Source organism: Pseudomonadota bacterium (assembly GCA_026390555.1).
Classification (GTDB): Bacteria; Bdellovibrionota_C; UBA2361; order UBA2361; family OMII01; genus OMII01.
In genome coordinates this window covers 23422-49516 of the sequence record JAPLFS010000035.1, presented here as the reverse complement: position 1 = coordinate 49516, position 26095 = coordinate 23422, and the positions used below count along the sequence as shown (strand labels likewise).

The following is a 26095-nucleotide window of genomic DNA, read 5'->3' as shown; positions in this document are numbered from 1 at the left end:
GATATTAATACTTAACATATTGATTAAACACTATATTTTAGTATTTTACATAGCTACATTACAACCTTCTTTATCTCGGTGCCGCCAGCTTATTAAAGAGCTATACTTAATATCTCAGGGGTCGACCTCTCTTCCCCCTCTAGCAGGAACACTTGCGCATGACCGATCTAACAGAACAGGCATTTTCGAGCGCTTTTGTAGCAGATGTTCTCAAGCTACTTAGCAACGACTCCCTAGCCGTCCTTAATGGGCTGCCTGCAGCTGGAGCAACAACACAACATGCTATCCTGACGCATTTTCTCAACCACCTCTTCGCACGAGCGACAATTGAGGCGCTACGCAATCAAAGTGCGGCGCGCGTTGCGCACATAACCAACTCCTGCTTTCAAACGATTGTAGCCATGCCCTCGGCTGATGATCGTATCTCAACCGCGCTTGAATATAAGGATGATGTAGCCTCCCTCTTTATCGCGCTAGATGACAGGCCATTCATTATTAGCTCAGTCGCAGAGAGGCTCTCTGAGGCTGGCGTACGTGTCATATCGTTTCTACATCCGATCCTTAGCTACAGGGACGTAGCGATTGCGCTCTCATACGTTGAGTTCTCAGATACGACAGAGGTAGATACGACGCGACTGCTAGCGAAGGTTAGAGAAACCCTGCGCACACTTAAACAGGTTGTGCATGACTTTCCGGCGATGATTACGAGCGTTATGAACTCAATTGCGCCCCTCTCCAGCGATTCGCTGCGCGTTGATTTCGGTGAGATCAGTTGCGCTGAGGTGCGCGCCTTTATCTCATGGCTTACCAACGAAAGCTTCTTTTTTATCGGGACGGCGCTGTGGAACCAAGAATCACAACTTGTGCCCTACGAGAGTTGGGGGGCCTGGCGAGTTAAGGATGAGTTTACCGACCAGCTCCGTAGCGAGTCAGCCGAGGATCTACGGGCGCTTAAAGAGAGGGGGCTAGATCTCTCCATCAGAAAATTGGAGCTAACCTCCTCCGTACATCGACCAGCGCCCCTACTAAATATCACACTGCGACTACCGGACAATGCAGGAGAGTCTCTTTCTCTAGTTGGTTATCTGACCTCAAAAGCCTGGACCAACGAGGCTCTTGATATACCGATCCTTCGTCATAAGGTCGCGCGCTTTCTAGCTCTAGAGGGCGCTCTTCCGAATTCCCACGATTACAAATATATGGTTGAGGTCGTTGATAACATGCCTACCGACGAGGCGTTAGCAAGCTCCGTCGAGCAACTGCGCACGATCGCCCGTCTGGCACTTGGGGTTTTTAGCCATGAAGCTACCCGGACGATTACCTTTATCGATGAACTGCGCCGCAGAGCTCTCACCGTGATAGCACTTCCTCCAGAGCGCTTGAGTGCCGGGGTGCAACAAGATATTCAGGATAGTATTGAGGTCGCCCTGCAGGCCGCTACAGGTTCAACCGAAATTCACCTGGACTCCAGCAAACGTCGGCAGTATCGCCTCTATTTAAGTACCCCCCTGCCCTTAAACCACTCCGGCGTAATACCTCAGGAGCTACTCTCAAAGGAGATCCATAACAGCACCCTTACCTGGGAGGAGCATCTCAGTGAAAGACTTGCTATGAGGGAGGGACCGGAGGAACTAGAGTGGCGGGACGACATATTTCCAGCCGCCTACCAGGCCGGCACAGACGTTCATGAAGCAGCGTTCGATGTGCGCACCATAACTAGCCTATCGCACGAAAAACCTAGCGCGGTAGTGCTCTACGTGGACGACAAGCAGCATGCTCTGCCAGTTGTATCGATCTTCTCGCGTGGAGCAGAGACCTCCATCAGTAACGCCATCGCTGTTCTTGAAAATATCGGCATTGAGGTGCTGCGCGCCCATTCATATGGCTGCAATCCTCCGAGTGGTCACGTAAATATCCTAAAATTAATCGCACGGACCTACGATAATGAGCCTCTTGATCCTGAACACTTTAACAGGGCGATCAGTCCAGAGCTTGCTGAGATCTTACGTGGGAGCGCTATTAATGACCCGCTCAACCTGCTGCTACGAAAGATCCCAATCGATATTCCAAAGATCTCCTTATTGCGTGGCTACTGCGCCCTGCTGTGGCAGGTTAACAAGCTCTCCACCAAGCGTACGATGTGGAAAGCCCTCGCCCAGGCTCCTAGTGTTGCGTTGCAACTATGTCGAATATTTGAGTTGAAGTTTGATCCGGTGCTTGGACTTTCACTCGACGAGCGTAACCTTCGTATTGCCCAGGAGGAGTTGATCCTTTCAGAGGCGCTTAGGTTTGTGCCAGATATTACCCATGATCGAATATTACGTGCGCTCCTTTCACTGCTACACAACACCGTAAGAACAAATTTCTATTCTGGTTACAAAACACTAGCTCTTAAGCTGACCCCTCGTCATATTGAGATCATGCCACATCCCCGTCCGCTCTTTGAGGTCTTCGTATTTTCATCGAGGATTGAGGGCACGCATCTACGCAGCGCTAAGGTCTCTCGGGGTGGTATTCGTTGGAGTGAGCGGCTCGAAGATTTTCGTTCAGAGATCCTTGGCCTAATGAAAACGCAGCGGATAAAGAACGTCATCATCGTTCCAAGTGGGGCCAAGGGTGGCTTTATCCTTAAGCACCCACTGAAGCATAACGAGAACCTACCGCAGGCGATTGAAGCGGGCTATCGGGAGTATATCGCCACCCTCCTTTCAATAGCCGATAGCAAGCGAAACGGCGTAGTAGTACACCCTGAGAATACCCTCGTTTACGACGAACCGGATCCATACTTTGTAGTTGCGGCTGATAAAGGAACCGCTACCTTTAGCGACATAGCGAACTCAATCGCCCAGAAAGACTTTGACTACTGGCTCGGTGATGCCTTCGCCTCAGGGGGCTCAGCAGGCTATGACCATAAAAAGCATGGAATTACCGCCAAAGGTGCCTGGGAGTGCGTGCAACGACACTTCCATGATCTTGGGATAAATTGCACAAGCCAATCCTTCACGGTCGTCGGTATCGGTGATATGTCGGGTGATGTTTTTGGAAATGCTCTTATACTGAGTCGCTTTATGCGACTTATAGCCGCATTTAATCACAAACATATCTTTCTTGACCCCTCGCCCGATCTTGATAAGGGACTAGCAGAGCGGCTCCGTTTATTTAACACCCCACGTTCCCAGTGGTCCGACTATGCGTCGGGCGCTATTTCGCAGGGGGGCGGGATCTTCAACCGCTTTGATAAGGAGATTACCCTTAGCCCAGAGGCCAGACAGGCGCTTTCAATCGCGGATGATGTTCCAGACGTTGTCGATGGCGAGAAACTTATCTCCCTAATTCTACGCGCACAGGTAGAGCTACTCTGGAACGGCGGGATCGGAACTTACGTTAAAGGCCAGACAGAGTCCCAAGCCGATGTTAACGATGGCACCAACGATGGGGTTCGTATTAATGCCAACGAATTGAGAGCGCGCATCGTTGGGGAGGGGGGCAACCTCGGGCTAACTCAGAAGGCGCGCATTGAGTTCTCCCTGCAGGGTGGTCGGGTAAATACAGATGCCATCGACAACTCAGGGGGAGTTGACCTATCAGATCACGAGGTAAACCTTAAGCTTCTATTTGCGCCGCTCTTGGGATCTCATGACCTATCAATTACGGAACGTAATAAGATCCTGCAGGAGATCGCTCCCGATGTAGTCGAATCGGTGCTAAAGCAGAACCGCAACCAAGCCCTGATGCTCTCCATATCTGCGTTGCAATCAAAAACATCAATAGAGCAGTATCGATACCTGATCAGGGATATGAACAAACTTGGATACCTTGACCGGGCCCGGGACGTTCTTCCTGATGAACAGGAGATCGACGAGCGTACCCGTGAGAGAATAGGCATGACGAGGCCGGAACTCGTTATCTGTAGCGCTGCCACGAAGATGTGGGTCAAAGAGGAGATCCGATCCTCCCGTCTCTGCTCAGATCATAATTTGGAGCATTTCCTTCTATCATACTTTCCAAAACGGATTGGGGATGATTTTACTACTGCGGTGCTGGAGCACTCGTTACGCGCCGATATTATCGCGAGCTGCGTGGTCAATGAGATCTTGCCGGCCGTTGGAATCCCCTTTGTGCACAATATGGTGTCGCTGAATAACACCACCGTTCCTAACGCGATGAAATGTATCTTAGCAGCTGACGAGATCTTGGGATTTAATCCCTTACGTGGCCGGCTACATACACTAGATACCCCCACATCGTGCCAAGCATTTACTGAGCTCTGGCTTGATATGGGCTCTGCCCTACGTGAATCAAGTGTCTGGTTGCTAAATACTCATGGCTTAGAGCTGCCCCTTGGTGAAATCGTTAAACTCTATGCCTCTGCCTTTGAGACCCTCTCAAAGCATGCAAGCCTGGTGTTTATAGGCCAGGAGCTGGTTAGATTTGAGCGTCGTATTGAGCATTATAGGAGCCTGGGAGCGAGCCAGAACGACGCCATCCTATTTAGCCTCTGTCGCCGCATCCTGCCGGTGCTTGAGGTGCTCTGGTCAGCCCGCGAGTTTAAGCATGATGTGAAGGTTGTAGCCTCCGTCTACTCATTAATTCTTGAGGAGCTGGCGATCAATACGCTCTTTAAGTACGAGCAGCTAGTTGAGTCGAGCAATAAATGGGAGCAGGAACTTGTTTCCGGATCGTACCAGGAGATTCGAAGGAGCATCTCGCTACTTACAGGCCAGCTACTAAAGAGGTCCCTCATCACTCCACTGGAGGTATCGAAGGCCCTGCACGCGGCGCTAGGCTACGAGGCGATCCGAACAACGATGGCTGACGTCGAGGAAGCAACCAAGCAAAAACGTCCCTTTCAGGTTGCCGTGCTTCCGGTTATTTCGAGACAGTTACGGCTATTGGCGGTATAGACGCTTTTAGGTAACGAAGCTAGAAACTCTATCTGTTGCGAGTGTTAATTCACCCCATATTGCTTTTTTTCACTCTGTATCGTTATAGACTCCATCCTGAAACTTCGCCTTGGGATGGGTAAGTCTAATCCTCACTCACGGTGCCGCTCGGGTATATTGCGACAGCTACAAGCACTCACTCCTCGTTGTGTTCTCCTCTTTTACACACTCTTTCCCTTACCTAACATGCACTAAAATCACGCTAGAAGTGCAGCGGTCTCGACCAAGCCCTACAAAATCCTCGCGGAAACCTCCTCTGCACCTCGAAGCAAATACTTGCCAAAAGTGAATCGATCTTCCTATCCTTGAGTTTCGTATTTAAAAATGCACGTAAACAGCCAAGGATCTCTTCATCGAATGGTATCGGAAACAGGGGAAACGTTATCGGTGTTGCCCTCACAAAAACCGATTGTGCAGTTGGTTTGGTTGAAGCGAGATTTGCGCACTCAGGATCATGCGCCTTTGGCGGAAGCAGAGGCGAGTGGGTTGCCTTACCGAGTGATTTTTATTTTCGAGCCGATTTTGATGGATCATCCTGATTGTTCGGATCGACATTTGCGATTTCAGTGGCAGTCATTGAAAGATATTAATCAAACGTGGCTTGGATTGTCGAATGACTTAATATCAAGGCAAGTGGATGTTTTTTGGGGTGAAGCAGAAGATGTTTTTGCTGCATTCATGGATCGATTTGATGTGAGTAGAGTGCTGTCATATCAAGAATCGGGAATCGAGAAAACATTTAACCGCGACCTGAGATTGCAATCATTTTTTCGAAGTCGCAATGTTGAGTGGAAGGAATTTCAACGAAATGGCGTGATTCGGGGAATCAAGGATCGGGTGGATTGGGACAGGCGTTGGTTCGGAGTGATGTCGGAGCCCTTGTTGTTGATTGAATATCGCAAATCATTATTTCAAGAAGAACGGGAACCTTTGGACAAAGATGTGAGGGGTATGTTTGCTATGCCTTTGGATCGAGTAACTACCTGGGAGCAGTCGGTAGCTGGGATGCAGGAGGGAGGAGAGGGAATGGCTTGGCGGTATTTGAATAGCTTTTTGCGGAATCGACATAAAACGTATCACTTCCATATTTCAAAGCCGGTGCAGAGTCGAAAATCATGCAGTCGCCTTTCGGTTTATATCGCTTGGGGAAATTTGTCGATCAAACAGGTGGTTCACAGCACTAAATCATCTCCTAAGGAATTAAAAAATGGCCGGGCGATCACTGCATTTTTGTCGAGAATCAAATGGCACGATCATTTTGTGCAGAAGTTTGAGCAAGAATGCACTTATGAATATAGGGCGGTAAATCGGGCTTTTGAGGATTTGGGTGCGGAGAATGATGCCCTCTTGCTTACGGCTTGGAAGGAAGGCAAAACGGGATATCCAATGATTGATGCAAACATGCGTGCTTTGGCGGCCACGGGATGGATTAATTTTCGTATGAGGGCGATGTTGGTGAGTTTTTTAACGCATCATTTAGACATTGATTGGCGCTTGGGTGTTTATCATTTGGCGCAATATTTTCTGGACTATGAGCCCGGTATTCACTACACCCAATTTCAGATGCAGGCGGGGACAACGGGTGCAAATACCGTTCGCGTTTATAATCCTGTAAAAAACGGTTTAGAGCATGATTCCGACGGTGAATTCGTGAGAACTTGGGTCCCGGAGTTAAAATCTTTGCCTACGCATTTGATTCATCAACCATGGACGATAACGGAGATGGAAAGTGTGATGTACGGGGTGATATTGGGTAGAGATTATCCTTTCCCAGTGGTTACAATGCAGGGTAGAAAAAATGCAATGGTTGCTAGAATTTATGAAATGCGTAAGACGGAATTTGCGGGGGCGGAAAAAGCCAGGGTTTTAAAAAAGCACAGCAGGCCAGCTAAAGTTGGCTCGCGCAGCAAATCAGGCAAAAAAACAGGAGTTTCGATGGAGTTGCTTAATGGCTCGAAGAAGGGAACGAAAAAACTATGAAAGGGGTAAAAAAGTCGAATTTGCCGAGCAAAGTTTGTCTGACATGCGGTCGGCCCTTCGTTTGGCGCAAAAAATGGGAAAGAGATTGGGATTTGGTGAAATATTGCAGCAATCGATGTAAGGGTTTGAGCAAGGCATCAAGTTGAATTTTGTCTTCAAATTGTTGATGTTGCCAATGGAAACTTTTCATATTGGTTCGTAATCTAGTTAGCGTATACTAGTCAGAGTGAATATATATAATAACTAGGAAATGTAGGGTACAGATGCGAATCGTAGCTTTTATCCTTTCGCGAACGCACACTATATCGGAGCAGCCTCGCTAAACCCGTCTTTTTTGCTACTGTAGTTGATATGGCGGGCAGGTCTTCGTTCCATATCGCAACGAAGACCCTACATAATAACAGAATTATCTGTACCTACCCTATTAAGCATCTCACGCAGTTCCAACGCCGACTCATGCTTGGGCTCAACGATCAAGATCTTCTCGACCTCTGAACGGGCCTCGGCTACCTTGCCCTGTGCATAGAGCACCCCGGCAAAGGAGTAAATCATATCGAGACTAGCTGGATGAATATCAAGGTAAGAGGTGAGCAGCTCCTCCATCTCCTGATACCGTTTAAGGGGATAACCTAATTGCAGAACCCCAAGGATCGCCCGGTTATTCTCTGGATTTGTCTTAGCGGCACGTTTGAAGAGGTTAAAGGCCTCCTCGCTCTGATTCGCCACCATCTTACACAACGCTAACCCTGCCAGCGCTACATCATAGCCCGGCATATAATCGAGCGCCGTTTCAAAGAAGGCCTGCGCAGTTTCCCACTCGCCCCCCTCGGCTGCAATGGCACCCTTGCCACACAGAGCGCGCGCTAGATGCGGATTCTTCTCAAGTAGTTGGTCGTATATAGCACTCGCCTGCAGTAGCTCCCCGGAAAAAACCTGAAATTCAGCATCAAGACACCGTAGACACTCACGCTGTTGTTGCGTCAGATTTGTTGAGACATAAACTAACTTTAGAGCCTCCTTGGCCTGCTCTAACTTACCACTACGCTTAAGCGCCTCAACTTCACATATCTCAGTTTCTATCCGAGTATGCTCTGGGTCCTCTTCGATCACGGCGCTACTGGTTACCGCAACCTTTTGAGCGCCATTAACCTTCCATCCCATAATCATACTGGAGAGGGACTCAAGGGTCTCGGTTGAGACAGCACTAACTGAGGGCTCGCTAGGTGGCTGCATAGAGTTACCCTGCTGATCCGCCCGTATGCGTAGCTCTAGTTCACGCGCGCCCTCATGTTGCGGTTTGACCTTAATTACATCTGCAATCTGCCTAAGAGCCGCATTAAGCTCGCCACTCTTATAGAGACATCCCGCTAAACAAAATCGCATCTCAGCGTCATTCGGTTGTATAGCCAGATAACGTTCAAGCGCTATCTGAGCCCGATCAAACTGCTGCAGACTATATGCACACTCAAGTAACTGATGAAGTGCCACCATGCTATCTGGAGCTACATTTAAAGCCCTCTCAAAGAAGGGCGCAGCTTGCTTAGGTCGACCAAGCATCATCTCACACATCCCACGGCCAGTGATGATCTTTGGATCGGCCGGCGCGTATTGCAACGCTCGCTCAAAGAGCACAAGCGCTTCAGACTCCCTCGATTGGGCCAATAAGAGAACTCCAAGCCCCTTAAGAACCCGTGCTGAGGTAGGGTCGAGCGTTTCAGCTTTTCTAAACATCTCATCAGCTAACTCGAAGTTCATGGCCTTAGCAGCAACCTCGCCCTGCTCAATGGCGTCCTCAAGCTCCATCGCATTTAGGCTCATATCGTAGAAGCCGTGCGAGCTCACAACAGCGCTGTGCTGCGCCGTTTGTGGAGCGCTAACGCTCACTCGCTTTTCTGTAAGCCCTAGCACCTGCTCGTACGCTTCGATGGTACGTTGAACGGCACCCTCCCAGGTAAAGCTCTGCGCCATCGCAACTAATCCATCTTTAATCGGAGCATAATAGGCCGCCATCACCGCAGCCTGAATGGAGTCCTCCTCCCACGGTAGGCAATAAAAAGCCGTATCACCCAAGTAATCCTCAGAGGTGCCGGTACGGGTTGCGACGATGTTTTTTCCGTGCGCTGCGGCCTCTAGAGATACTAATCCTGGCAACTCGTACCAACTCGGTAGTACATGTATCTTACATGCGGCATAGGCCGAGGCGAGCATCTGCGAGGAAACCCTATCAAGCACGATTGTTCTGCCGCGCCGCTTAAATGAACGCACTGCCTGCTCATACTCCGGCTGATACGAGAATCCACCCCCTGCTAATACTACAGTCAGATCGGAGCTCTCTAGCGCTTTGAGAAGCATTAGTTGATTTTTTCGACTCTCCAGTCGTCCGACACAGAGAACAAAATCTCTTACTCCGTAGGCCTCTTCAAATAGCTCTGGACCACATGTTACCCCTACTTCATGCCCTAGTGGGAGCTCGAGGATAGACTTTGCCTGTGGATAATCACGCTTAAGAGCCCTGGCCTCGCCCGCTCCATTTGCAAAGAGTGCTGCTGCATTTTGCACTATCCAATCAGCCGGGAACCTCTGTGAACGGGCGATAGTGCTCAGATCGATCCGGTGCGCGCGCCAGTAGTTCCGGTCCTGCCCACCCTTTACATAATCTAGCAAGGTTGCAGCGATAGCGTGCGACTGATTATGAAATTCCGGTAGATCCTCATAGAGAGAGGTTACTACGAACGGAACTCCTGCTGCCTGCGCCCTCTGCGCCAAGCTCTGTGTTAATTGAGTCGTTGCTAAATTAAAGAGATGCACAACCTCATAGTCCTTTGGGTTCCTCTCTCCAGCGACATCCACCGTTACCTCATAGCCCCGTACCGCTAGCCCCTCACTAAGCCGCTCAAGCACGACTGTATCTCCACCCCGTTGTGTAAAGGTATTTGGCCTACTTTGCAGAAGCACCCTAATATTGGAAGTTGTTGTAGGTATGGTTGCGTGTGTCACGGGGCTCTCCTCATTTTGAGGGCTCTCTTCGACGCTCTTTACAACCGTCGAAGCAGTGCCCATGGAACAATACATGGAACTATATATCTCTCTTATCTGTGCAGCGATGCGGGGCCAGCTATGCTCCTCCGCGTATCGTGCTGCGCAAGCCTGAATCTCGCCTCGCAACTTTGGATCTCTTAGTATTAGCTCCGCCGAGAGTCCAACCGGATAGCCGCTCGTAAGGTGCCAAACCGCATCGCCAAACGCCATCATTGCAGGTGCCAGTGATGTAAGAACAACTGCACCAGCACCGATTGCGACGGAACATGCTCCCGATGCTTCGAAGTGCTGCGAGCGGTAGTTCATAATCACGAGATCCGAGGCAGCCAGGTACTCACCAACCTGCTCTTCCGGAACGAAGGTTGTAATAAAGGTTACGTGCTCTGAAACGCCACTTGTATTTACAAGGTTACGCAACGCTCGTAGGTATGTCGCACTATTCGGATCATCCTCTCTAGTTTCTCCGATAATAATACCGCGTGCTGGAACTCCACGTTGACGAAGATGCACCACTGCCTCTACTAACGCCTCAAGCCCCTTGTGTGCCTGTATAAAACCGAAGGTTGTAAGTAGTGGTTGCTCATCTGCTATGCCAAGCTTGCTACGTAATAAACTGCGTGTTTCCTTAGTCAACTTGGCTCTAAGCAATACCCCGTGTGGAACAACGCAGACGTTCTCAGGTTGCGCCCCGTTAGCGATCGCCTCAAGTCTGTTCTCTGGGCTGTGTACGAAAACCCTATCGGCCGCCCTAAGAATAGAGGAGAGCTCCTCAGCTACCGTAAAGAGGTTATGAAGCTGCACTACGATCTGAATGCCCTTGTGACGCAATGCGGCTAGCATCTCTGTGAACGGCACGGGATTAAAGAATCTAGCCTGGCAGTTTATATGCAGGATTGAGACCCGTGCGCGTTCAATATCCGCTTGAAGCGCCCTGTAATCCTGTGCTTTATCTCGCCCCTCAACTCTATTCCAACAACGCCTAACAAAAGGCTCATCTGGTGCAGTAGTTGTCGAAACATTCTCTGCAAAAACAACGAACTCGCTCTCCTTAAACTCAGAGACAAGAAACTTTGCATACGTTGCAAGACCGCATAGCTGATTCCACGGCGTAAGAAATCCAACACGGCCATTAAATCCGTTAGCATCCCTCTGAAGTTCTCTATCCTGTTGCGATTTCGTAACGCTCTCTCCAGTTTGTAGGGCTCAACACAGCGAACACTTTCGCACCGTTAGCTTCTGTGAGCTTTAGCCCATTGATTAGAAATTAGGATGCGGGGGAAAGAGCTCTCGTTACAAAAAGATTAGGCGCTAATTTCAGTACCAAATAGTATGCATAACATTCTTAATTAACTGCGTATTATAGCAGATTTAGGGCGTTATTTGCCTTGTATCTGTAAAAAACACTAGGCGTTCCCAGCGCTAACGCCTCACACAACAGCATGGGCATTAACGCATACAACTATAAAAAGTAGTGAATAGTTACGAATCTTTTTCGCTGTAAAACGTATCTTAAAATAAGGTGTTTTTTACACCATTTCTGTTGACGCGATCGGAGAAGGATCGCCTGAGCAGAATAAGTTATATGGTTATTAAGGTTGATCTCTTTTTTATGACTCACCTACTTCGTTAGTCATAGGTTTTTCTGGTTGCTTTTTATATATTTTCCTCCCTGGTTTTCTTCGTTTTATACTTATTCTGCTCTCCTTTCTTCCCACAAAACTCAGAAAACAAAAAAACACCCACCGCATAACCTTATGCAGTGAGTGTTATCTGTATTCTACTGAGCTATGCGCTTACGCGCCGACGTTCCCCTGTGCCTCACGAGCTACCTTGCGGCAGGCGTCCTCAAGCTTATCGAGCTTCGGCTCAAGGTCCTTTTCTAGACTTTCACCGAGTGCCCACCAGGACTGATAGAGCTGCTGCTGACAGATCTTCTTACAGATCTCTGAGATCTCCTGAACCTCATTAGAGATATCAAGCTTTGCTCTCTTAGTATCAGGAACGAGCTGCATCAGGGTTCCATACCACTCAAAGAATGCGCGCAGGGTATCTACAGCCACTTTAAGCCGCTTGTTCCCCATCATGGCATCGCCATCCTGAAACCCTTTACGAGCATCTCGGAATTCAAAGAAGCATGAACGAACAACCCCAGAGGCATCCTGCAGACGCTCTGCAACGTAGATCTCAGGGCGTCCAGTTTGAAAATCAAGTAGCTCACCTGGAAGTTGTTGAGGACTAAGCATCCACTCCTCATCAGAGATGTCCCGACCATCTAGGTGAATAAGGGTGACCATATGCTCAGGATCAATTGATGACTTAACGAGCTCAATCAGATCTGCAAATGTTTGCAATCTCTCTATGGGCATCGTAGCTGCCTCTCCATTAATTCTTATCTGAATCATATCTGTCCCTCTTCTTTTCTAAAAATCGGATTAGCGATCTATCCCGCTAAATAGTAGGATCCAAACTTAGAGCACCTCCGTTCCAGATCCTGGTACGCGCTATTCATTTGAGATGCTAACCCCATCGGATCAGATCCTTTTAAGTTCTCCTTGGCGAATACAAACATCCGTGTCAGGGACTCGAGGGGGCCAAATTGAAACCCTAAGCGTTCGATCTTGCTATCTAATTCGGAAATATGCTGGCTTACCTCTCCTAGCCTGGCAGCCGGTGCTGAAACGTCCTCGATAAACCCCTCCAAGCGTTTAATAAGCTCCTGACCATGTTGTGCACAGGTTCTGATCTCCCGAAGCCCATCTAGCCCATCATCGAGTACCCGCAAACTATTTGAGCGCTTCTCCTCTGTTACAGGAAACCCACCTAGATCATCAAGCCATAACTTGCGATACGCCGCACGGTAACGACTAAAGATGTCTTCCTCTACTGTATTAAGAGGAACTAAATTGTAGAACCCCTGCTCGTCGAAGCTTGAACGATACACCGTAACTAACCTTGGATCGGCGACCTCCTCAGAAACCTCTAATACATCCCCAGCTAAACGCGCCATCGTTAGATACGCCACTAATTGTGGTGAGATCATCTCGTGACAATCGGGGCGCCCACAGCTCTTATTCGGATTGCATGGCCCGCACCCTATTACGGGCTGCAGAACCAGATTGCCCTCGCTATATGGACCGGTCTCAAAACCGTACGCTGACGCAAGAAACATCGAAATAACCGGAGTCTCGACAGCAACGGCTATATGCATCGGCCCCGTATCGCCAGTAACTAGAATATCTGCGAGCTTAAGCATAGCTGCAAGTTGTGGAACAGAGGTCTTACCAACCAATGAAAGTACGTTGGGCGATCGACACCCCTCTATGATCGGATCTACGATCAGCGCCTCCTTCGGAGAGCCCGTTAAAATAATACGAGCGTTATGTTTATTTACCAACTCTGAAATCAGTTCGATAAATTTACTTGGATGCCATTGACGTTTAGTCTGACTTGCACCGGCCTGAACAGCGATCAGGGGCCCTGTATTTGTAAATGAGGCTGCCCGTAACAACTCTTCACAGTACTCAGTTGAAATCGAATCTATATTTATCAGTAACCTTTGTGGATGCTCATCTATATCAGCCGAACAGCGAAATACATCCACAAGATTAAGTGAGTTATAGCGTCGATTCTGATGAAATACCGATGTGGCGAACAACTGCGCCCAGGCCGATTCAATCACCCTGTAGCCCTGCTCATCTGAGGTCCATCCACCATTACGCTCAATTCCAACCAGATTTAATAGGAGTGCGGTATAGGCAGACGATGACATATTCAAACAGTAATCAAATTTCTCCGCTCGTAATCTTTCTACAATCTCACTAAGATACTCATAGGCATCGATAATGCCATCCTGCTCGCGGTCGAGGCTGCGGCAGGTAAAGCCCAGGTCTAGTCCGATCACCTGATCGATGTGCGGAATGATATGACAGACATCTTCAAACTGCTTCTCTACAAGCACTGTGATGTGACAGTCTGGGTTCTCCGCCTTCATACCGGCAATTGTAGGGGTCGCCTGCAACATATCCCCAAGCCGCGTGATATTAACGAGGAGGATCTTCTTCTTATGTGGGTAGCGCTTCTTCATTATTTCTGCTCCCTCTTCTCATGCGCTGCTTTGAGAATATGTTTCTTTACGTGAAATAAAAACATCAGCTTCTGTTCCGTTTCAGAGAGCTTGCCGTTACCACCAACTATATCTGACACTAATCCATCAAGGATTGGCTGCTCGCCGCGGTCGCGTGCTTCCTCACACCGTCCTTTAAGTTCAGGATTAATAGCGCTGCGTCTGATCATTTCGGTCCATGGGCTGGCCTGCTCGCGAGCTCTCAGGTACTCAAACTTACTAGCATAGATAAAGCTTAGCATCTGCTCGATACGCTTATCATAGGTATGATCTCGCAGCACTCGCGCCCTAGCACGTTGAGCTATCTCCACACGCTCCTGCGGATGCTCAAGGTAATACTGAATTTTTTCGGTCAGATCTGAAAAACTGTTGAAGGTAATAATCTCTCTGCCGATTTCAAACGCCTCTGGCAGTAATGTACGCTCATCAACCAACTGGAACGCCCCACATCCAGCCAATTCAAAGGTACGGGGGTTAATAAAGTCACCATTTGGCTCAACGCCATCTCGCTCGGTGCTGGAGTGCAGATTTAGGTTAATCTCTGTAGCGTTGAATATCTTAACATACTCCTCGGCTGAGATGCGCCGAGCTCCCTGCTGTACCATCTGATCGAAGGGCTTGCAGGTCGGCCATTCACTGCCCCAGATCTTAAAGGGATGATGCGCTAGGGAAGCGAACATCTGTTGTCTATTATGGTATCCAGCACCTACAAATGAGAGGGGAGAGCCCCACTGTGTGCGCTCAGTATCTGAGAGCTTAAGTGGCGCATGTACGAACGGATCAAATGCTGTCGGAAGGTAGTGTACCTCTCCAGCACCGGCTCTGCGGATCTGCTCGATACAGTCACCTTTCTGGATAGTAAAGACGAAGTCAAAATACTTCGCCATATCGCGCCAATATGTAAAGCGCAGATAATCCTCAACGAACCATAGCACCGTAATGACCCCTTTCTTGCGAAGTTCCGTCAGAAACTTTGCCGATACAGGGGCCTGCGCCATACAGATCAGGACATCTATAGGCTTCTCTGTAAAGCTCTCTGTAAGGGTGGCTGATAACATTTCTACGTATGAGGAGTGCATGAATTTGCGCCGAGCTGGATCTCGCACCAAATCATCCATCAGCTCAAAGCCATTATTAAAGCCGCTCATATCAAGGCCACGCGAGCGTTGACCAAGACGGGTAAGAGCACTCTGCGTGTAGTATCCGGTCGGTATAGTGCCGCCCTGTAGCGGCCCTAGTACCGCGATGCGCGGATGAAGTAACGCGAGCCCTCTACGAGCGTATAGTGTTGCTTTGATTGTGCCAACGAACTGAAGATCAAGCACTGCATTCTGCGGACGTACGAGTAGCTCAGCGGCTCCCTGTACATGCGTCATGTCGTTCTCATTCAAGCTCAGCTGCGCTAGACCATTAAGACATTGCGTCAAGTCGCGAGCTGCTAACGCCGCCTTAAGTGCCGCTAGATTAGGCTCGTAACAAGATAGGTTACGCTCGCCGGACTGAATCAGGCTCTCGATATGATATCCACAACCGAATCCAACTACTACGATATTTGAGCTCTGCTTAAAGCGCTGCTCCTGTAATGCTCTACTAATCCAGGCTGCTCCACCCTGCACCGGTTTCTCGGCGTGATCTAAACATGTTTCGCCCCTCCAAAGTGCTGGCCCCTGCGGGGTTAAGGTGACCCGTATCTCCTCCTCTTCGCCATTTTTGTCAGCAACCGCGCAGAGCACTTTATATAGCTCTGGGAAACGGCTTTGAACTATGCGCATATTTGCTAGAAAAATTGTGCTTGATTCCGGGGTTAGTTCGACTGTTTCTTGATCGGATCGCGCAGCAGCTACTCCCTTTGTAAGCACACGATCGAGCAGATCTATCGTATCGATCGTGGCAGTTCGGCAATAGGTCTCTACGTATTGCAGAGAATGTTGTGTGCGCTCTATCTCGCCTTGGTCTGCAAGTACAGAGGCATCTCTAATCTGCCCAGTAAGCTTAGTTATATTAGTCATCTTACCTGTCTATGCTGGCGCATCGCGCGCTATACCTCTTCCCTCCTTAAACAGCGATGAGATAGAGGGATTCATGGCTTAGGATGCGTCTAATAGTGGCTAGGCTGCGAAAAATTTCACTCTGGCCTTCTCCTAATCCTCTACGCTAGCGTACCCTATGCTTATGCTAACCCAGTCATTCCAATGAATATTATAAGAATCGGGCTACTTATCATCGTAGCGGTTATGGTGGCTGAGGTAGCCTGGATCCTATTTTCCGGATCGCCCGTGCCGGTACCCAATACTCCCCGAGCGGTACAAACGATAGGAGCCGGTAAACAGCTTACCTACATTGTAATGGGCGATAGTACCGCGGTATCCCAGGGAAGCGCTTATAGCGATGGATACGCAGTGGGTACGGCGACCTATTTAGCCCAAAAACATGCCGTAACCTGGGCTAATCTGGCCGTATCCGGCGCGCAGGCCCAAGACGTATTAACGCAACAGCTACCGCAAGCCTTACCATATCGTCCGGATGTGGTGCTGATCGGCGTGTGTGCAAACGATGTAACCCACATGACCGGTATTAAGGATATACGAGACGCGCTTATGGGCATTATTAGGGAGTTGCAGAGCGCCAATGCCGATGTCCGTATTATTTTGACCGGGGCGCCGGATATGGGCAGCCTCCCCCGCATACCACAACCGCTGCGCTTGATCGCTGGTCGTCGTAGTGAATCAATTAACGCTATGGTGCTTGATTTAGTCGATAACCAAAGGGTCTTTTTTGCACCAGTTGCCACTAAAACTGGTCCTGTGTTCCGCGCGCACCCTGAGCTATTCGCCGCCGACAGATTTCATCCCACCGCCGCCGGATACTCGTTATGGACGCCGGTGCTTATCGAGGCTCTGCAAAGGGCTGGGCTGTAGCTTTAGATAAATTGGACTGGTTTAGAGCGAGATCTGAACCTTACGCAGAGCTTCCCCGATCTTCTCAGCCTCGGCCGTACTTGATAGCGACTTCTCGCCATGGCTACCCTCGATAATCTCGCGGTAGGCCGAGTAGATCGTGTCGATCAGTGAAATAACCTTCCGGATTCTGTTTGCGTCCCGATAGAGATTAGCCTCACTCAGGTAGAAGAGCATAAAGTCATAAAGCCTATCGAGATCACGCGCAATCGCGCCCCCTTTTTCGAAATCAAGGGTATTCATTAACTCTGCGATAATAGCCTGGCCCTTGCTTAGGTAACGACAGAACTTTGCGATGTCGTTCTCCTCAAGCCCCGCCAATGAGTATTTAAGAAATTTAATCCCACCCTCATACATCATGAGCAGAAGGCGACCACGATCAGTTGTTGTAACCTGAACAGCTTGATAGGCGTCGTACGGTGTCTTGCCATACATAGGGGGATAATCCTTGTTTTTAGTCTGCTCGGTCTCTCCGCTGATCGTTAAAGATCTCTGCGGTGTACAGCTACAGGCTACGGCTACTACGTGGGGTACAACTGCGAGTACTGAATATCTCGCCCATGTAAGTACTATCGGAGAGTTTGAAATACTCCTTAAGGACAAAGAATTGCAGGAATAATAAGTGTGTTTTCAGTGTGTTATGGAGGTACTACAAGATCAATCTGGCTATTTAGGTAGCTATTCCGTGTGCGTTAGCCCCTATCAAGGGGCGAGTTTGCGGAGCAACCTGGGGTGTAAACAAACCCCTCAGGGGTCGATTTGCGGAGCGCAGCAATGCGGTGGGGGTGAAAACATTAACTGGTCACAAAATCTGCCGTCCCCGATCAGGGGACGACCAATCGAATTACCTATGAAACTTCGCCGTAATCTGAGTAGCTTGAATCGCAACATTAAACTACGGTGACCAGTTACCTAAAAGTTTATACTGGAGTGAATAGTTAGCTATTTAGTTCGCGTGCACGACTAAGAGCCGCTCTAACGGCGTCTCGTATATGCCCTGCTGCAGCACGCTCCTCCAGCACAGAGAGCGCTGCAGCGGTCGTACCGTTTGGAGAGGTAACGCGCCGGCGTAGCTCTGAGAAGGTCTCGGCTGTTCCCTCTAAATAACTTACTGCGCCCTTAAACGTTTGCAGTACCAGTGCATGCGCATCTCCTGCAGGAATACCTGATTCAATAGCTACTATCTCAAGCTGCTCGGCTAACCAGCACATATATGCTGGCCCACTACCGGCCACCGCTGTGGCAACATCAATAAGATCCTCATGCGCTACGTGCCAAACCTTACCGCACGCGTTGATGATAGCAGAGACGTGCCGAAACTCCTCGGCAGTTAATGTATCGGGGATAAATACGGCTGAAGCACTTTCACGAAACGCAGCACCTAAATTCGGCATGGCGCGCACAATTTTCTCATTATCTAGCAGCCTAGAAAGGCTGGCACAGGAAACACCGGCCATACAGGAGATCACTACCGCTTGCTGTGAAATTGCACTTTTTACCTGAATACAGGCCGTTTCTGCATCCTGCGGCTTGACGGTTAGTATGAGAACGTCGCCGGCTCCAAGCACCATCCCATCTGGAAAATGCCCCTCAACTCGGCAGCCGTGCTGTCGAGATAGCTCTGCTCTCTTGTCGTTATCACGCTCAATAAGCAGAACAGATTCCAGGGAAACAGATTTTATAGAGTATGAGCTTGCGAGCAGACTTCTAATCAGCGCAGAACCGAGATTGCCGATACCAACCAACGCGACGGTCATTGACGGCGACCTCGCTCAGAATTTTCAACCTCCGCAACCTCACCCTCTTCAAGTCCCAGAAACCTGAGCATCTGATCGACTAGCACCTTATAGTCACGGGGATCACCCATGTTAAGGCGATACTCATTAAGGACCTTGATCTGAGCATCCTTGTTCCATTGGTCCCAGGCCTCCTGTGATACGGAATCATAGATCTTTTTGCCCATATCACCCGCGAAGGGCGCTTTCTCTAGGCCAGGCAACTCCCGTTTAAACTTTGAACACACAACCGTTCTTGCCATATAAACACCCCTTAAATTCTGATAACCATATCATGTTCTCATGCTTTTGTTTATCTGTCATGTTAGCTTGATTATAAGCTATGTTTATACCTATAGGCGATGATAATTCCCGCAGGCGCACCTTCCCCTTTGTGGTCTGGGGGCTAGTTCTACTGAACGCCTACGTCTGGTATCTTGAGCTTAAGTACGGTCAGCCCTTTATGGCGACCTATGCGGCTATTCCCTTTGAGATCTCGCATGGCCAGGACCTTATATCTCCCCAATTTATCGCCCTGCATAACGAACGGATCCTGATTCCACAGGGAGCTGGGCCAGATCCGATCTATCTAACCATCTTTACCTCGATGTTTATGCACGGTTCATGGATGCATATCATTGGAAACATGGTGTACCTCTTAATCTTTGCTGACCAGATTGAGGACGAGATGGGCCATCTGCCCTTTCTTCTCTTCTATCTTCTGGCAGGTGTGGGTGCATGCCTCGCTCAAACATACGCTGACCCAAATTCAATTATACCGTGTGTTGGCGCCTCTGGTGCGATCGCTGGAGCTCTCGGAGCATATCTAATCCTCCACCCAACAAATCGAGTGCGCGTGCTTTTTTTTCGCTCACTAATCGTATTACCGGCCTGGATAGTTCTTGGTTTCTGGATCGTGCTACAGGGCATGGGGCATGTGGGGGGCACTGCTGCGGGAGCACGCGGCGGGGTGGCCTATATGGCGCATATCGGTGGATTTATCGTCGGATTTATCGTGAGTATCGCAATGCGCCTCAGATCAAAACGCAGCCGTCATAGAAACAGCTTTTAGAGCTAACCCCCGCTATCCCGTATAACCCCCTGTAGCCTTTGAAAATATCCGCCAAACCCCTGCTTCTATGACACGCAAAGGGGGCTTAAATCGTTGGGGATCCCCCAAAGATTTTACAAATCCGTGACAACTTACCCCGAATCCTATGTGAATGTGATCAACATCATCAACCGGTTTTTTGGGAGGCAGATTATGATCACACGAAGAACTGATATCGAACTTGTGAAGGGTGTTGTTAATCGACAGGATGATTGCTTCGAGGAGCTGCTTGAACGCTACGGCTCGAAGGTCCTAAATTTAAGTGTGCGGATTACACGCAATCAGGAAGATGCTGAAGAAATTCTTCAGGATGTCTTCATCACGGTGTTCACAAAGATAAAGGGCTTCCAACATAAGGCTCAATTCTCAAGCTGGCTCTACCGGGTCACAATGAATGCGAGCTTTATGAAGATTAGGTCTCGCAATCGTCGACGCTCTGTTTCTATTGAAGATGTTGAACCATCGGTGCAGCAGAATTGGGTAGGAAATCGTACAGAGATGTACGATATAGATTTCATGTCATCACGACACGAGATCCGGGCCGCAATTGAAGCAGCTGTTGCCCAACTACCTGAGGATTACAGAGCTATCTTTATTCTAAGAGATATAGATGGGCTCTCAAATGAAGCTGTTGGTCGAATCCTACAGCTCACCGTACCGGCCGTTAAAAGCCGTCTACACCGCTCAAGGTTGCTTATGCGAGAGCAGTTGCATACGCACTACGCAGGCTACCGCAACGAAGTTGATACCCTTGATCCGCTACATGTAGTCTAACGGTAAAAAGGGGGGCTTTATGCCCCCCTTTTTTGACTCAGGGTTAGAAGGGGGCTAGCCTCATTAACCAGATGTCATTCGTAGCGTCCTTTTATAACTTTACTCTCGACCTGCACCACGCAGACCGTGGGATCTTTACCCGCAAGCGGGTTAAGACCGCTCTACTTTTACATGAGCCCCTAGCGCACCTCTACGCACGCATGATCGCCTTCGCCCACTGCTACCGAGAGGGGCAATCATTCTCTCATGGTCTCTCTGAACCTAAGGAGCCTACAATCTGGCATAAGGATGTTCTCGAAGAGACCCTACTGTGGGTTGAGCTAGGCTCTCCCAGTAAACAAAAGATAGAGCGCAGCTTACATGCATCTCCACAGGCAGAGCACCGTATCTATTTTTATGAAACTGATCAGATCACAAAGTTCTGCCATATGCTTCGTGGCAGTAAGACTAACTGGGTCAGGGATATAGAATTCTTTATGATCGATCCCGCTTTGCTTGCGCAATTAATCCCCCTAGAACGAACAAGTCCGGCCTGGGATCTGACCTTTATCGACAATAGACTCTACCTTACCTGTGATGGCACACAGCTTGAAGCTGATATAGCGGTGCTTGATATCTGGACTAACTATCAAGATTCTCTTGCTACCTAAAGGATCTGAATATCTTTATTACCGTGCTCCGCATGGGACCTCCTCAGTCGAATTCTCTGAGTTTGCCCTTACGCATTAACCAGCCATCTGCACCCCGTGTTTTGAGCCAAGAAGCTCAAACAGCACGCCCATCGCAGCATCTACCTCTTCATGCTTAAGAGTTCTATCTGTGCGCTGAAAGGTTACTCGATAGGTAACCCGTCTAAAATCCTCCTCTGCCTTTTTAAAGTCATCAATAATTGATGTACCGATCAGGGACTCTAATGCCGCCTCCTGAATAAAGCGAACTACACGCCCAGACTGCTCCCTCAGATCTACTTTGAGGGTCATATCACGACAGATCGGAGGTAGATCGCTAACCACCGGCGCTGAAACTCCGGTCATAAACTTAACAAGCAACTGCACATCAAGTTCGCAGTAAATAGCCTCATCTTTTAGCTCATATGCCTGGCGAATAGTTGGATGAATAACTCCAAACATGCCGACAACGTTTCGCCCACACTTTACCGAAGCCTGAATGCCTGGATGTAGGAATGGAGAGTCACTCTTGCCAACCGTAAAAGCACAACCGAGCGCACTAATTAGACCATTCAGAGCTCCCTTAAAGAGCCTTGCATGCTCTTCAATGCTCTCAGGCTTACGCCATTCACCTTCGAACCAACGGCCCGCCGATGCAAAACACAAAACATCACGCTCGTAGTTATAATCGAACTCATCACGCTGCCGTGGCTCATCCGATGGTAGCTCAATTGGGCGCTGAAAGACCCTGCCTACCTCAAATATCTTAGCGGAGTGCACAGATCTTTTGCGATTAGAAGCTAGCACCTTTGCCATATGCACAACGTTGGTGAACTTCATGTGCGAGTTCTTAGCTTCCAGTGAATTCTGGAGCGCTATGTGTTGCTGGGCGCTCCCTGGCGAGAGCTGTTCGAGTAGAGCCACATCAGCCGCGGAGTAAAACCCCTCTGTAATTATCTCCACAAAGCCAGATCCAAGTAACACTGGTCGCAAAACCGCTGAGAGCCGCTCAATTCCGTTCCGTTCTGCCGGGCTGTAATCAAGTGCAGGCAGCTCTAGCTTGACCCGATTGAGGCTGACAGAGCGCGCGATATCCTCAATCAGATCGTCTACGTTATACACGTCCCATAAACGCCAAGAGGGCGCTGTCAGTAAAAGCTCCCTGTCCTTGCCAAGCGCTTTGGACTCGACACCGTAGCCCAGGTTTTTAAAACGCGTAACAACCTCAAGCTCCTCAAGACGGGCCAGATTAAGGTGCTTGCGTATAAAGCTCAATAGTATAGTTATCTTGCGCTTCTCTGCTGATCCGGACTCCAAATACGTGACCCCGATTATGTGTGCTGCCTCGGTATCCTTGGCCGTACCGGCGGAGCCCCCTGCAAGATATGCCAGACGCTTAAGAGCGTGCATAATCCCCTCTGAATCACAGCCCCGCTCAAAGGCATACGATGCATCTGTTGAGAGACCCATTGCACGCGCAGTCTTTCGAACGCTGATCGGATCAAATACTGCAGCCTCAATAAACACCTTACGTGTTTGGTCCCCCACCATACTATTTGCGCAGCCTATTACGCCGGCAACGGCTAGGATCTTCTTTCTATCTTTAATTAGGATCGAACCCTCTGGAGCTGTGTAGCTCTTGCCATCGAGCGCTTCGATCTGCTCGGGCTTAGTTGAGAGCTCAATTACGATCTCCCCTTCGACCTTCTCACTGTCGAAGGCGTGCATCGGTTGTCCACACTCAAGTTGAACGTAGTTCAGAAGATCAACGATTGCAGGGCGCTTGCCCGGCTCCTCTGTAAAACTTGCGACATCGTTACGCAGTAGCATCGGAGTGGGAAGGCTCATCTCAAGGATGGCATAGCGCGAGCACTTATCCGTCACGCGCCTTACCTGCACCGAGGCCTTGCGATCACTTAACTGACTAGCGATCGTTGGCATAGTTATCTGCGCCAATGTGCGCGCTGAGATCTCGCGTGCTATCCCCACAACGTGTAAATGATCACCCCGATTGGCAAGGGTTTCTAGCGTATAGATTACACCCCGTTCAGGCGTGGCTTCAACTCCCTTAACCTCAAGCCCCAGGTCATCGAGCATCTGCCGCAACTGTGATTGATGTGCGCTCTCTACTGAGCATTCAGGAAGCTCGATTAACTTCTCAAGCATACGAACGTGTAATTTCATATTATCTCCTTGAGCACCCGTAGATCGTTCTCATAGACCGAGCTCATATGTGGAAAATTATAGAGCTGCCCCGCTAGACGCGAAGTTCCGAGACCAAACGCAAAGCCAGAGACCTTATCAGGATCTAACTTAAACTCGGTCAGAACGTTGCGATGAATCATGCCGGCTCCCGCCACTGTTACCCAACCAGCCCAACCGCATACACCGCACCCGGCACTTCGACATACAGAGCAATCGATCTGTGGGCCGATACTTGGCTCAGTATATGGATAAAACCGGGGGGTAAAGCGAACCTTACGGCGCTTACCATAGAGCTCCTTTAAGATATGCGAGATTAATCCCATCAGATGCGCCGTGGTAAGCCCCGGCTCTATCCAGACTAACTCATACTGATGAAACATGGCTTTATGAGACGCGTCCTCCTTCTCATTGCGGTAAGCACGTCCAAAAGATGCAACCTTAATAGGTAGGCGCCCATTTTCAAATAAAGCTCTGTGCTCTAGAATACGTGCCTGTACCGACGTCGTATGGGTCCGCAGAACATGTCCCGTCTCTGTGTAAAATGTATCCTGCATATCGCGCGCAGGATGATGCTTCGGAATGTTAAGCGAATCAAAACAATAGTAATTGCTCTCGATCTCGGGCCCCATTATATTTTGAAACCCGAACGGCCGTAAGATCTCGGTAATCCGATCTTCAACTGAAGTGATCGGATGAATAGAACCAAGCCCGGTTGCAGCCTCCGGCAACGATAGGTCGATGTACTCCTGTGCGAGTTGGTTTTTAAGCGCCTCTTGCCGAAAGCTAGCCTCTTTTAACTCCAAGCCCTGCTCCACCCTGCTCCGTAATTCATTGAGTAGCGCAGCAACTGTGGGCTTCTCGTCGGCTGGAACATCTCGTAAGCCTTTAAAGAGCTCCTTAACAAGCCCATCCTTAGAGGCCCAGTCGCGCTTGAGAAGCTCTAGGTCATCCTTGCGGCAGGCCTGCGCTAACTGCTGTTCGAAACGCGCCGTCAGCTCCGCGATACTGTCTGGCGAAAGACCGCTCTGTGAAAGGCTCTGCAGTGAAAGATTCGTACCCATGCTCTTCGTCATCCCTTTTTAATGCACGCACACAGGCTGCAACGCTCCGTGATAGTTAGAATAATCTAGGCCAAAGTATGGCATGGGTAAAGGCTCCCAATCCTATCTAATCGACCAAAAACATAGCTCCGCCCTCCCTCCACTTGTTGCACACAGGGGATTAGCACGGTAGAAGCCTTATGCAGGGTATCTATTTATGTATGACCGCTTAAAATCAACGCGCTTTACGGTCTTTCTGATCGTACTTCTAGATATCATGGGTCTTGGGCTTATTATCCCGTCTCAGCCCTTTCTAGCAAAAAGCTTCGGTGCACACCCGGGCACCATTACCCTGCTCGGTACGGTATACTCCCTAATGCAGTTTGGATTGAGTCCGGTCTGGGGCTCCCTTTCGGACCGTTTTGGCAGGCGCCCAATACTGCTCTGTACGATCCTACTAACGTTCATTGGGCACTGCGCCTTTGCCCTTTCTAGCACCCTTTTGATGCTCTTTGTGGCGCGCGCAGCGGCTGGCATCGGCGCGGCTAATATCTCAACCGCACAGGCGGTGCTCTCTGATACTCACCCAGCAGCGGAGCGTAGTCGCGCCATGGCCATGATTGGAGCAGCTTTTGGCTTAGGCTTCGTGTTTGGTCCTGCTCTCGGGGGGCTGCTTTTTCAGCTAGACCACCGGGCCCCCGCCGGGTTCGCAGCCCTACTCTCGGCGCTCAATATGGTTCTGGTCTACTTCACACTGGCAGAGACCCGCCCTGCCCTGATCGAGCATAAGAGCGGTCATCTTAGCTTTCTTAAGTTTTTGCAATCAGATGGCAGCCTGCGGCAATTACTGCTAACAACCCTCCTTACGATGACCGCATTTGCCCTGATGGAGCATAGCGTCGGTCTCTTTATTGAGAGCGTCTGGGTACCAGCCAATAATCCTGATTCAATGACAAAGGCAACAACCCTGACCAGTATATTTATGGTCGTTGTAGGTATAAGTGCGGTCTTCGTTCAGGGCTTTCTTGTGCGTAGGTGGCTTAAGACAACGAGCGAGACGAAACTATTTCGCTTTGGATTAATAACTATCGCCTTTGGTCTGATATTGATTCCATCTCTGGGTTGGGTTGGCAGCTACCCCCTCTTTCTTATCTCAGGAGCCTTCCTGGCACTTGGAAGTGGCATGTTCAACCCCTCCATGGCCGGGCTTGTTTCTCTAGCCTGTCCAGCCAATAGGCAGGGTCTAGGTCTAGCCATGAATCAGTCAGCAAGCGCGCTTGGACGCATCATCGGGCCAACCTTTGCGGGTATACTTTTCTTAAGTGGAGTTCAGATGCCGTTTATAGTGGGAGGATTGCTGACCTGCCTAGCGTTAGGGCTCTCTACCCGTATTAAGGTCAGTCGCTAAGGGCGATACAAGAAATAAGAAAGAGGATACAAAAAAAGGGTTCCTCACCGATAAGTGTGGGTACATTAGATG

The 26095-nt window shown here is 49.4% G+C and carries 17 protein-coding genes and 1 pseudogene; 8 read left to right on the top strand and 10 right to left on the bottom strand.

What is annotated here, in order from left to right:
• Positions 1–158: 158 nt before the first annotated feature.
• From NTV65_05025 to NTV65_05015, 3 genes are all read left to right on the top strand, one after another.
• Complete coding sequence (locus tag NTV65_05025; GenBank protein MCX6114565.1) at positions 159–4904, top strand: NAD-glutamate dehydrogenase; 4746 nt, start codon at positions 159–161, stop codon at positions 4902–4904.
• Between the two features lie 396 nt (positions 4905–5300).
• Positions 5301–6923, top strand: coding sequence for a deoxyribodipyrimidine photo-lyase (locus NTV65_05020; protein ID MCX6114564.1), 1623 nt, complete (start codon positions 5301–5303; stop codon positions 6921–6923).
• Complete coding sequence (locus tag NTV65_05015) at positions 6920–7069, top strand: DUF2256 domain-containing protein (GenBank protein MCX6114563.1); 150 nt, start codon at positions 6920–6922, stop codon at positions 7067–7069. Before NTV65_05020 ends, NTV65_05015 begins: the two co-directional genes overlap by 4 nt.
• 244 nt (positions 7070–7313) lie before the next feature.
• Here NTV65_05015 and NTV65_05010 read toward each other — a convergent pair whose 3' ends face one another.
• The 5 genes and pseudogenes from NTV65_05010 to NTV65_04990 form a co-directional block, all read right to left on the bottom strand.
• The gene (locus NTV65_05010) at positions 7314–8084 is read right to left on the bottom strand and encodes a tetratricopeptide repeat protein (GenBank protein ID MCX6114562.1); all 771 of its coding nucleotides are present in this window, start codon (positions 8082–8084) and stop codon (positions 7314–7316) included.
• Positions 8085–8225: 141 nt separating this feature from the next.
• Positions 8226–11009, bottom strand: a pseudogene (locus NTV65_05005) (glycosyltransferase).
• A gap of 746 nt (positions 11010–11755) precedes the next feature.
• Positions 11756–12364 (bottom strand): hypothetical protein, encoded by a 609-nt coding sequence (locus NTV65_05000; protein ID MCX6114561.1) that lies wholly within the window; start codon positions 12362–12364, stop codon positions 11756–11758.
• Between the two features lie 38 nt (positions 12365–12402).
• A complete protein-coding gene (locus tag NTV65_04995) occupies positions 12403–14046 on the bottom strand; it encodes a glycosyltransferase family 9 protein (GenBank protein ID MCX6114560.1) in 1644 nt (547 codons plus the stop codon).
• Entirely contained in the window at positions 14046–16094 is a 2049-nt protein-coding gene (locus NTV65_04990) for a glycosyltransferase (protein ID MCX6114559.1), read from the bottom strand. Before NTV65_04990 ends, NTV65_04995 begins: the two co-directional genes overlap by 1 nt.
• Before the next feature lie 183 nt (positions 16095–16277).
• Here NTV65_04990 and NTV65_04985 point away from each other — a divergent pair, with 183 nt between their 5' ends.
• Complete coding sequence (locus NTV65_04985; protein MCX6114558.1) at positions 16278–17003, top strand: SGNH/GDSL hydrolase family protein; 726 nt, start codon at positions 16278–16280, stop codon at positions 17001–17003.
• 21 nt (positions 17004–17024) lie between these two features.
• On the opposite strand, the gene fliS is transcribed toward NTV65_04985, so the two are convergent.
• From fliS to NTV65_04970, 3 genes are all read right to left on the bottom strand, one after another.
• Positions 17025–17477, bottom strand: a complete 453-nt coding sequence (gene fliS, locus NTV65_04980; protein ID MCX6114557.1) for a flagellar export chaperone FliS — start codon at positions 17475–17477, stop codon at positions 17025–17027.
• Between the two features lie 503 nt (positions 17478–17980).
• Positions 17981–18799, bottom strand: a complete 819-nt coding sequence (gene proC, locus NTV65_04975; GenBank protein MCX6114556.1) for a pyrroline-5-carboxylate reductase — start codon at positions 18797–18799, stop codon at positions 17981–17983.
• Positions 18796–19080, bottom strand: a complete 285-nt coding sequence (locus NTV65_04970) for an oxidative damage protection protein (GenBank protein ID MCX6114555.1) — start codon at positions 19078–19080, stop codon at positions 18796–18798. Before NTV65_04970 ends, proC begins: the two co-directional genes overlap by 4 nt.
• Before the next feature lie 80 nt (positions 19081–19160).
• Here NTV65_04970 and NTV65_04965 point away from each other — a divergent pair, with 80 nt between their 5' ends.
• From NTV65_04965 to NTV65_04955, 3 genes are all read left to right on the top strand, one after another.
• On the top strand, positions 19161–19889 hold the full coding sequence (locus NTV65_04965; protein ID MCX6114554.1) for a rhomboid family intramembrane serine protease: 729 nt from the start codon (positions 19161–19163) through the stop codon (positions 19887–19889).
• Positions 19890–20081: 192 nt separating this feature from the next.
• On the top strand, positions 20082–20702 hold the full coding sequence (locus NTV65_04960) for a sigma-70 family RNA polymerase sigma factor (GenBank protein ID MCX6114553.1): 621 nt from the start codon (positions 20082–20084) through the stop codon (positions 20700–20702).
• 71 nt (positions 20703–20773) lie between these two features.
• A complete protein-coding gene (locus tag NTV65_04955; GenBank protein MCX6114552.1) occupies positions 20774–21352 on the top strand; it encodes a YaeQ family protein in 579 nt (192 codons plus the stop codon).
• A 75-nt stretch (positions 21353–21427) separates the two neighbouring features.
• Here NTV65_04955 and NTV65_04950 read toward each other — a convergent pair whose 3' ends face one another.
• Positions 21428–23554 (bottom strand): phenylalanine--tRNA ligase subunit beta, encoded by a 2127-nt coding sequence (locus NTV65_04950; GenBank protein ID MCX6114551.1) that lies wholly within the window; start codon positions 23552–23554, stop codon positions 21428–21430.
• Positions 23551–24648 carry a phenylalanine--tRNA ligase subunit alpha gene (gene pheS, locus NTV65_04945; protein MCX6114550.1) on the bottom strand — a complete coding sequence of 366 codons (1098 nt, stop codon included), beginning with the start codon at positions 24646–24648 and terminating at the stop codon, positions 23551–23553. The genes NTV65_04950 and pheS overlap by 4 nt, the downstream gene beginning before the upstream one ends.
• 184 nt (positions 24649–24832) lie before the next feature.
• On the opposite strand from pheS, the gene NTV65_04940 reads away from it, so the two are divergent.
• The gene (locus NTV65_04940; protein ID MCX6114549.1) at positions 24833–26023 is read left to right on the top strand and encodes an MFS transporter; all 1191 of its coding nucleotides are present in this window, start codon (positions 24833–24835) and stop codon (positions 26021–26023) included.
• The last annotated feature ends 72 nt before the right edge of the window (positions 26024–26095 follow it).

Excerpts from the sequence above, each read along its gene's own strand:
- NTV65_05025 (MCX6114565.1), top strand. The coding sequence starts at position 159 with ATGACCGATCTAACAGAACAGGCATTTTCGAGCGCTTTTGTAGCAGAT.
- NTV65_05020 (MCX6114564.1), top strand. The coding sequence starts at position 5,301 with ATGGTATCGGAAACAGGGGAAACGTTATCGGTGTTGCCCTCACAAAAA.
- NTV65_05015 (MCX6114563.1), top strand. The coding sequence starts at position 6,920 with ATGAAAGGGGTAAAAAAGTCGAATTTGCCGAGCAAAGTTTGTCTGACA.
- NTV65_05010 (MCX6114562.1), bottom strand. The coding sequence starts at position 8,084 with ATGGGATGGAAGGTTAATGGCGCTCAAAAGGTTGCGGTAACCAGTAGC.
- NTV65_05000 (MCX6114561.1), bottom strand. The coding sequence starts at position 12,364 with ATGATTCAGATAAGAATTAATGGAGAGGCAGCTACGATGCCCATAGAG.
- NTV65_04995 (MCX6114560.1), bottom strand. The coding sequence starts at position 14,046 with ATGAAGAAGCGCTACCCACATAAGAAGAAGATCCTCCTCGTTAATATC.
- NTV65_04990 (MCX6114559.1), bottom strand. The coding sequence starts at position 16,094 with ATGACTAATATAACTAAGCTTACTGGGCAGATTAGAGATGCCTCTGTA.
- NTV65_04985 (MCX6114558.1), top strand. The coding sequence starts at position 16,278 with ATGAATATTATAAGAATCGGGCTACTTATCATCGTAGCGGTTATGGTG.
- fliS (MCX6114557.1), bottom strand. The coding sequence starts at position 17,477 with ATGTATGGCAAGACACCGTACGACGCCTATCAAGCTGTTCAGGTTACA.
- proC (MCX6114556.1), bottom strand. The coding sequence starts at position 18,799 with ATGACCGTCGCGTTGGTTGGTATCGGCAATCTCGGTTCTGCGCTGATT.
- NTV65_04970 (MCX6114555.1), bottom strand. The coding sequence starts at position 19,080 with ATGGCAAGAACGGTTGTGTGTTCAAAGTTTAAACGGGAGTTGCCTGGC.
- NTV65_04965 (MCX6114554.1), top strand. The coding sequence starts at position 19,161 with ATGTTTATACCTATAGGCGATGATAATTCCCGCAGGCGCACCTTCCCC.
- NTV65_04960 (MCX6114553.1), top strand. The coding sequence starts at position 20,082 with ATGATCACACGAAGAACTGATATCGAACTTGTGAAGGGTGTTGTTAAT.
- NTV65_04955 (MCX6114552.1), top strand. The coding sequence starts at position 20,774 with ATGTCATTCGTAGCGTCCTTTTATAACTTTACTCTCGACCTGCACCAC.
- NTV65_04950 (MCX6114551.1), bottom strand. The coding sequence starts at position 23,554 with ATGAAATTACACGTTCGTATGCTTGAGAAGTTAATCGAGCTTCCTGAA.
- pheS (MCX6114550.1), bottom strand. The coding sequence starts at position 24,648 with ATGACGAAGAGCATGGGTACGAATCTTTCACTGCAGAGCCTTTCACAG.
- NTV65_04940 (MCX6114549.1), top strand. The coding sequence starts at position 24,833 with ATGTATGACCGCTTAAAATCAACGCGCTTTACGGTCTTTCTGATCGTA.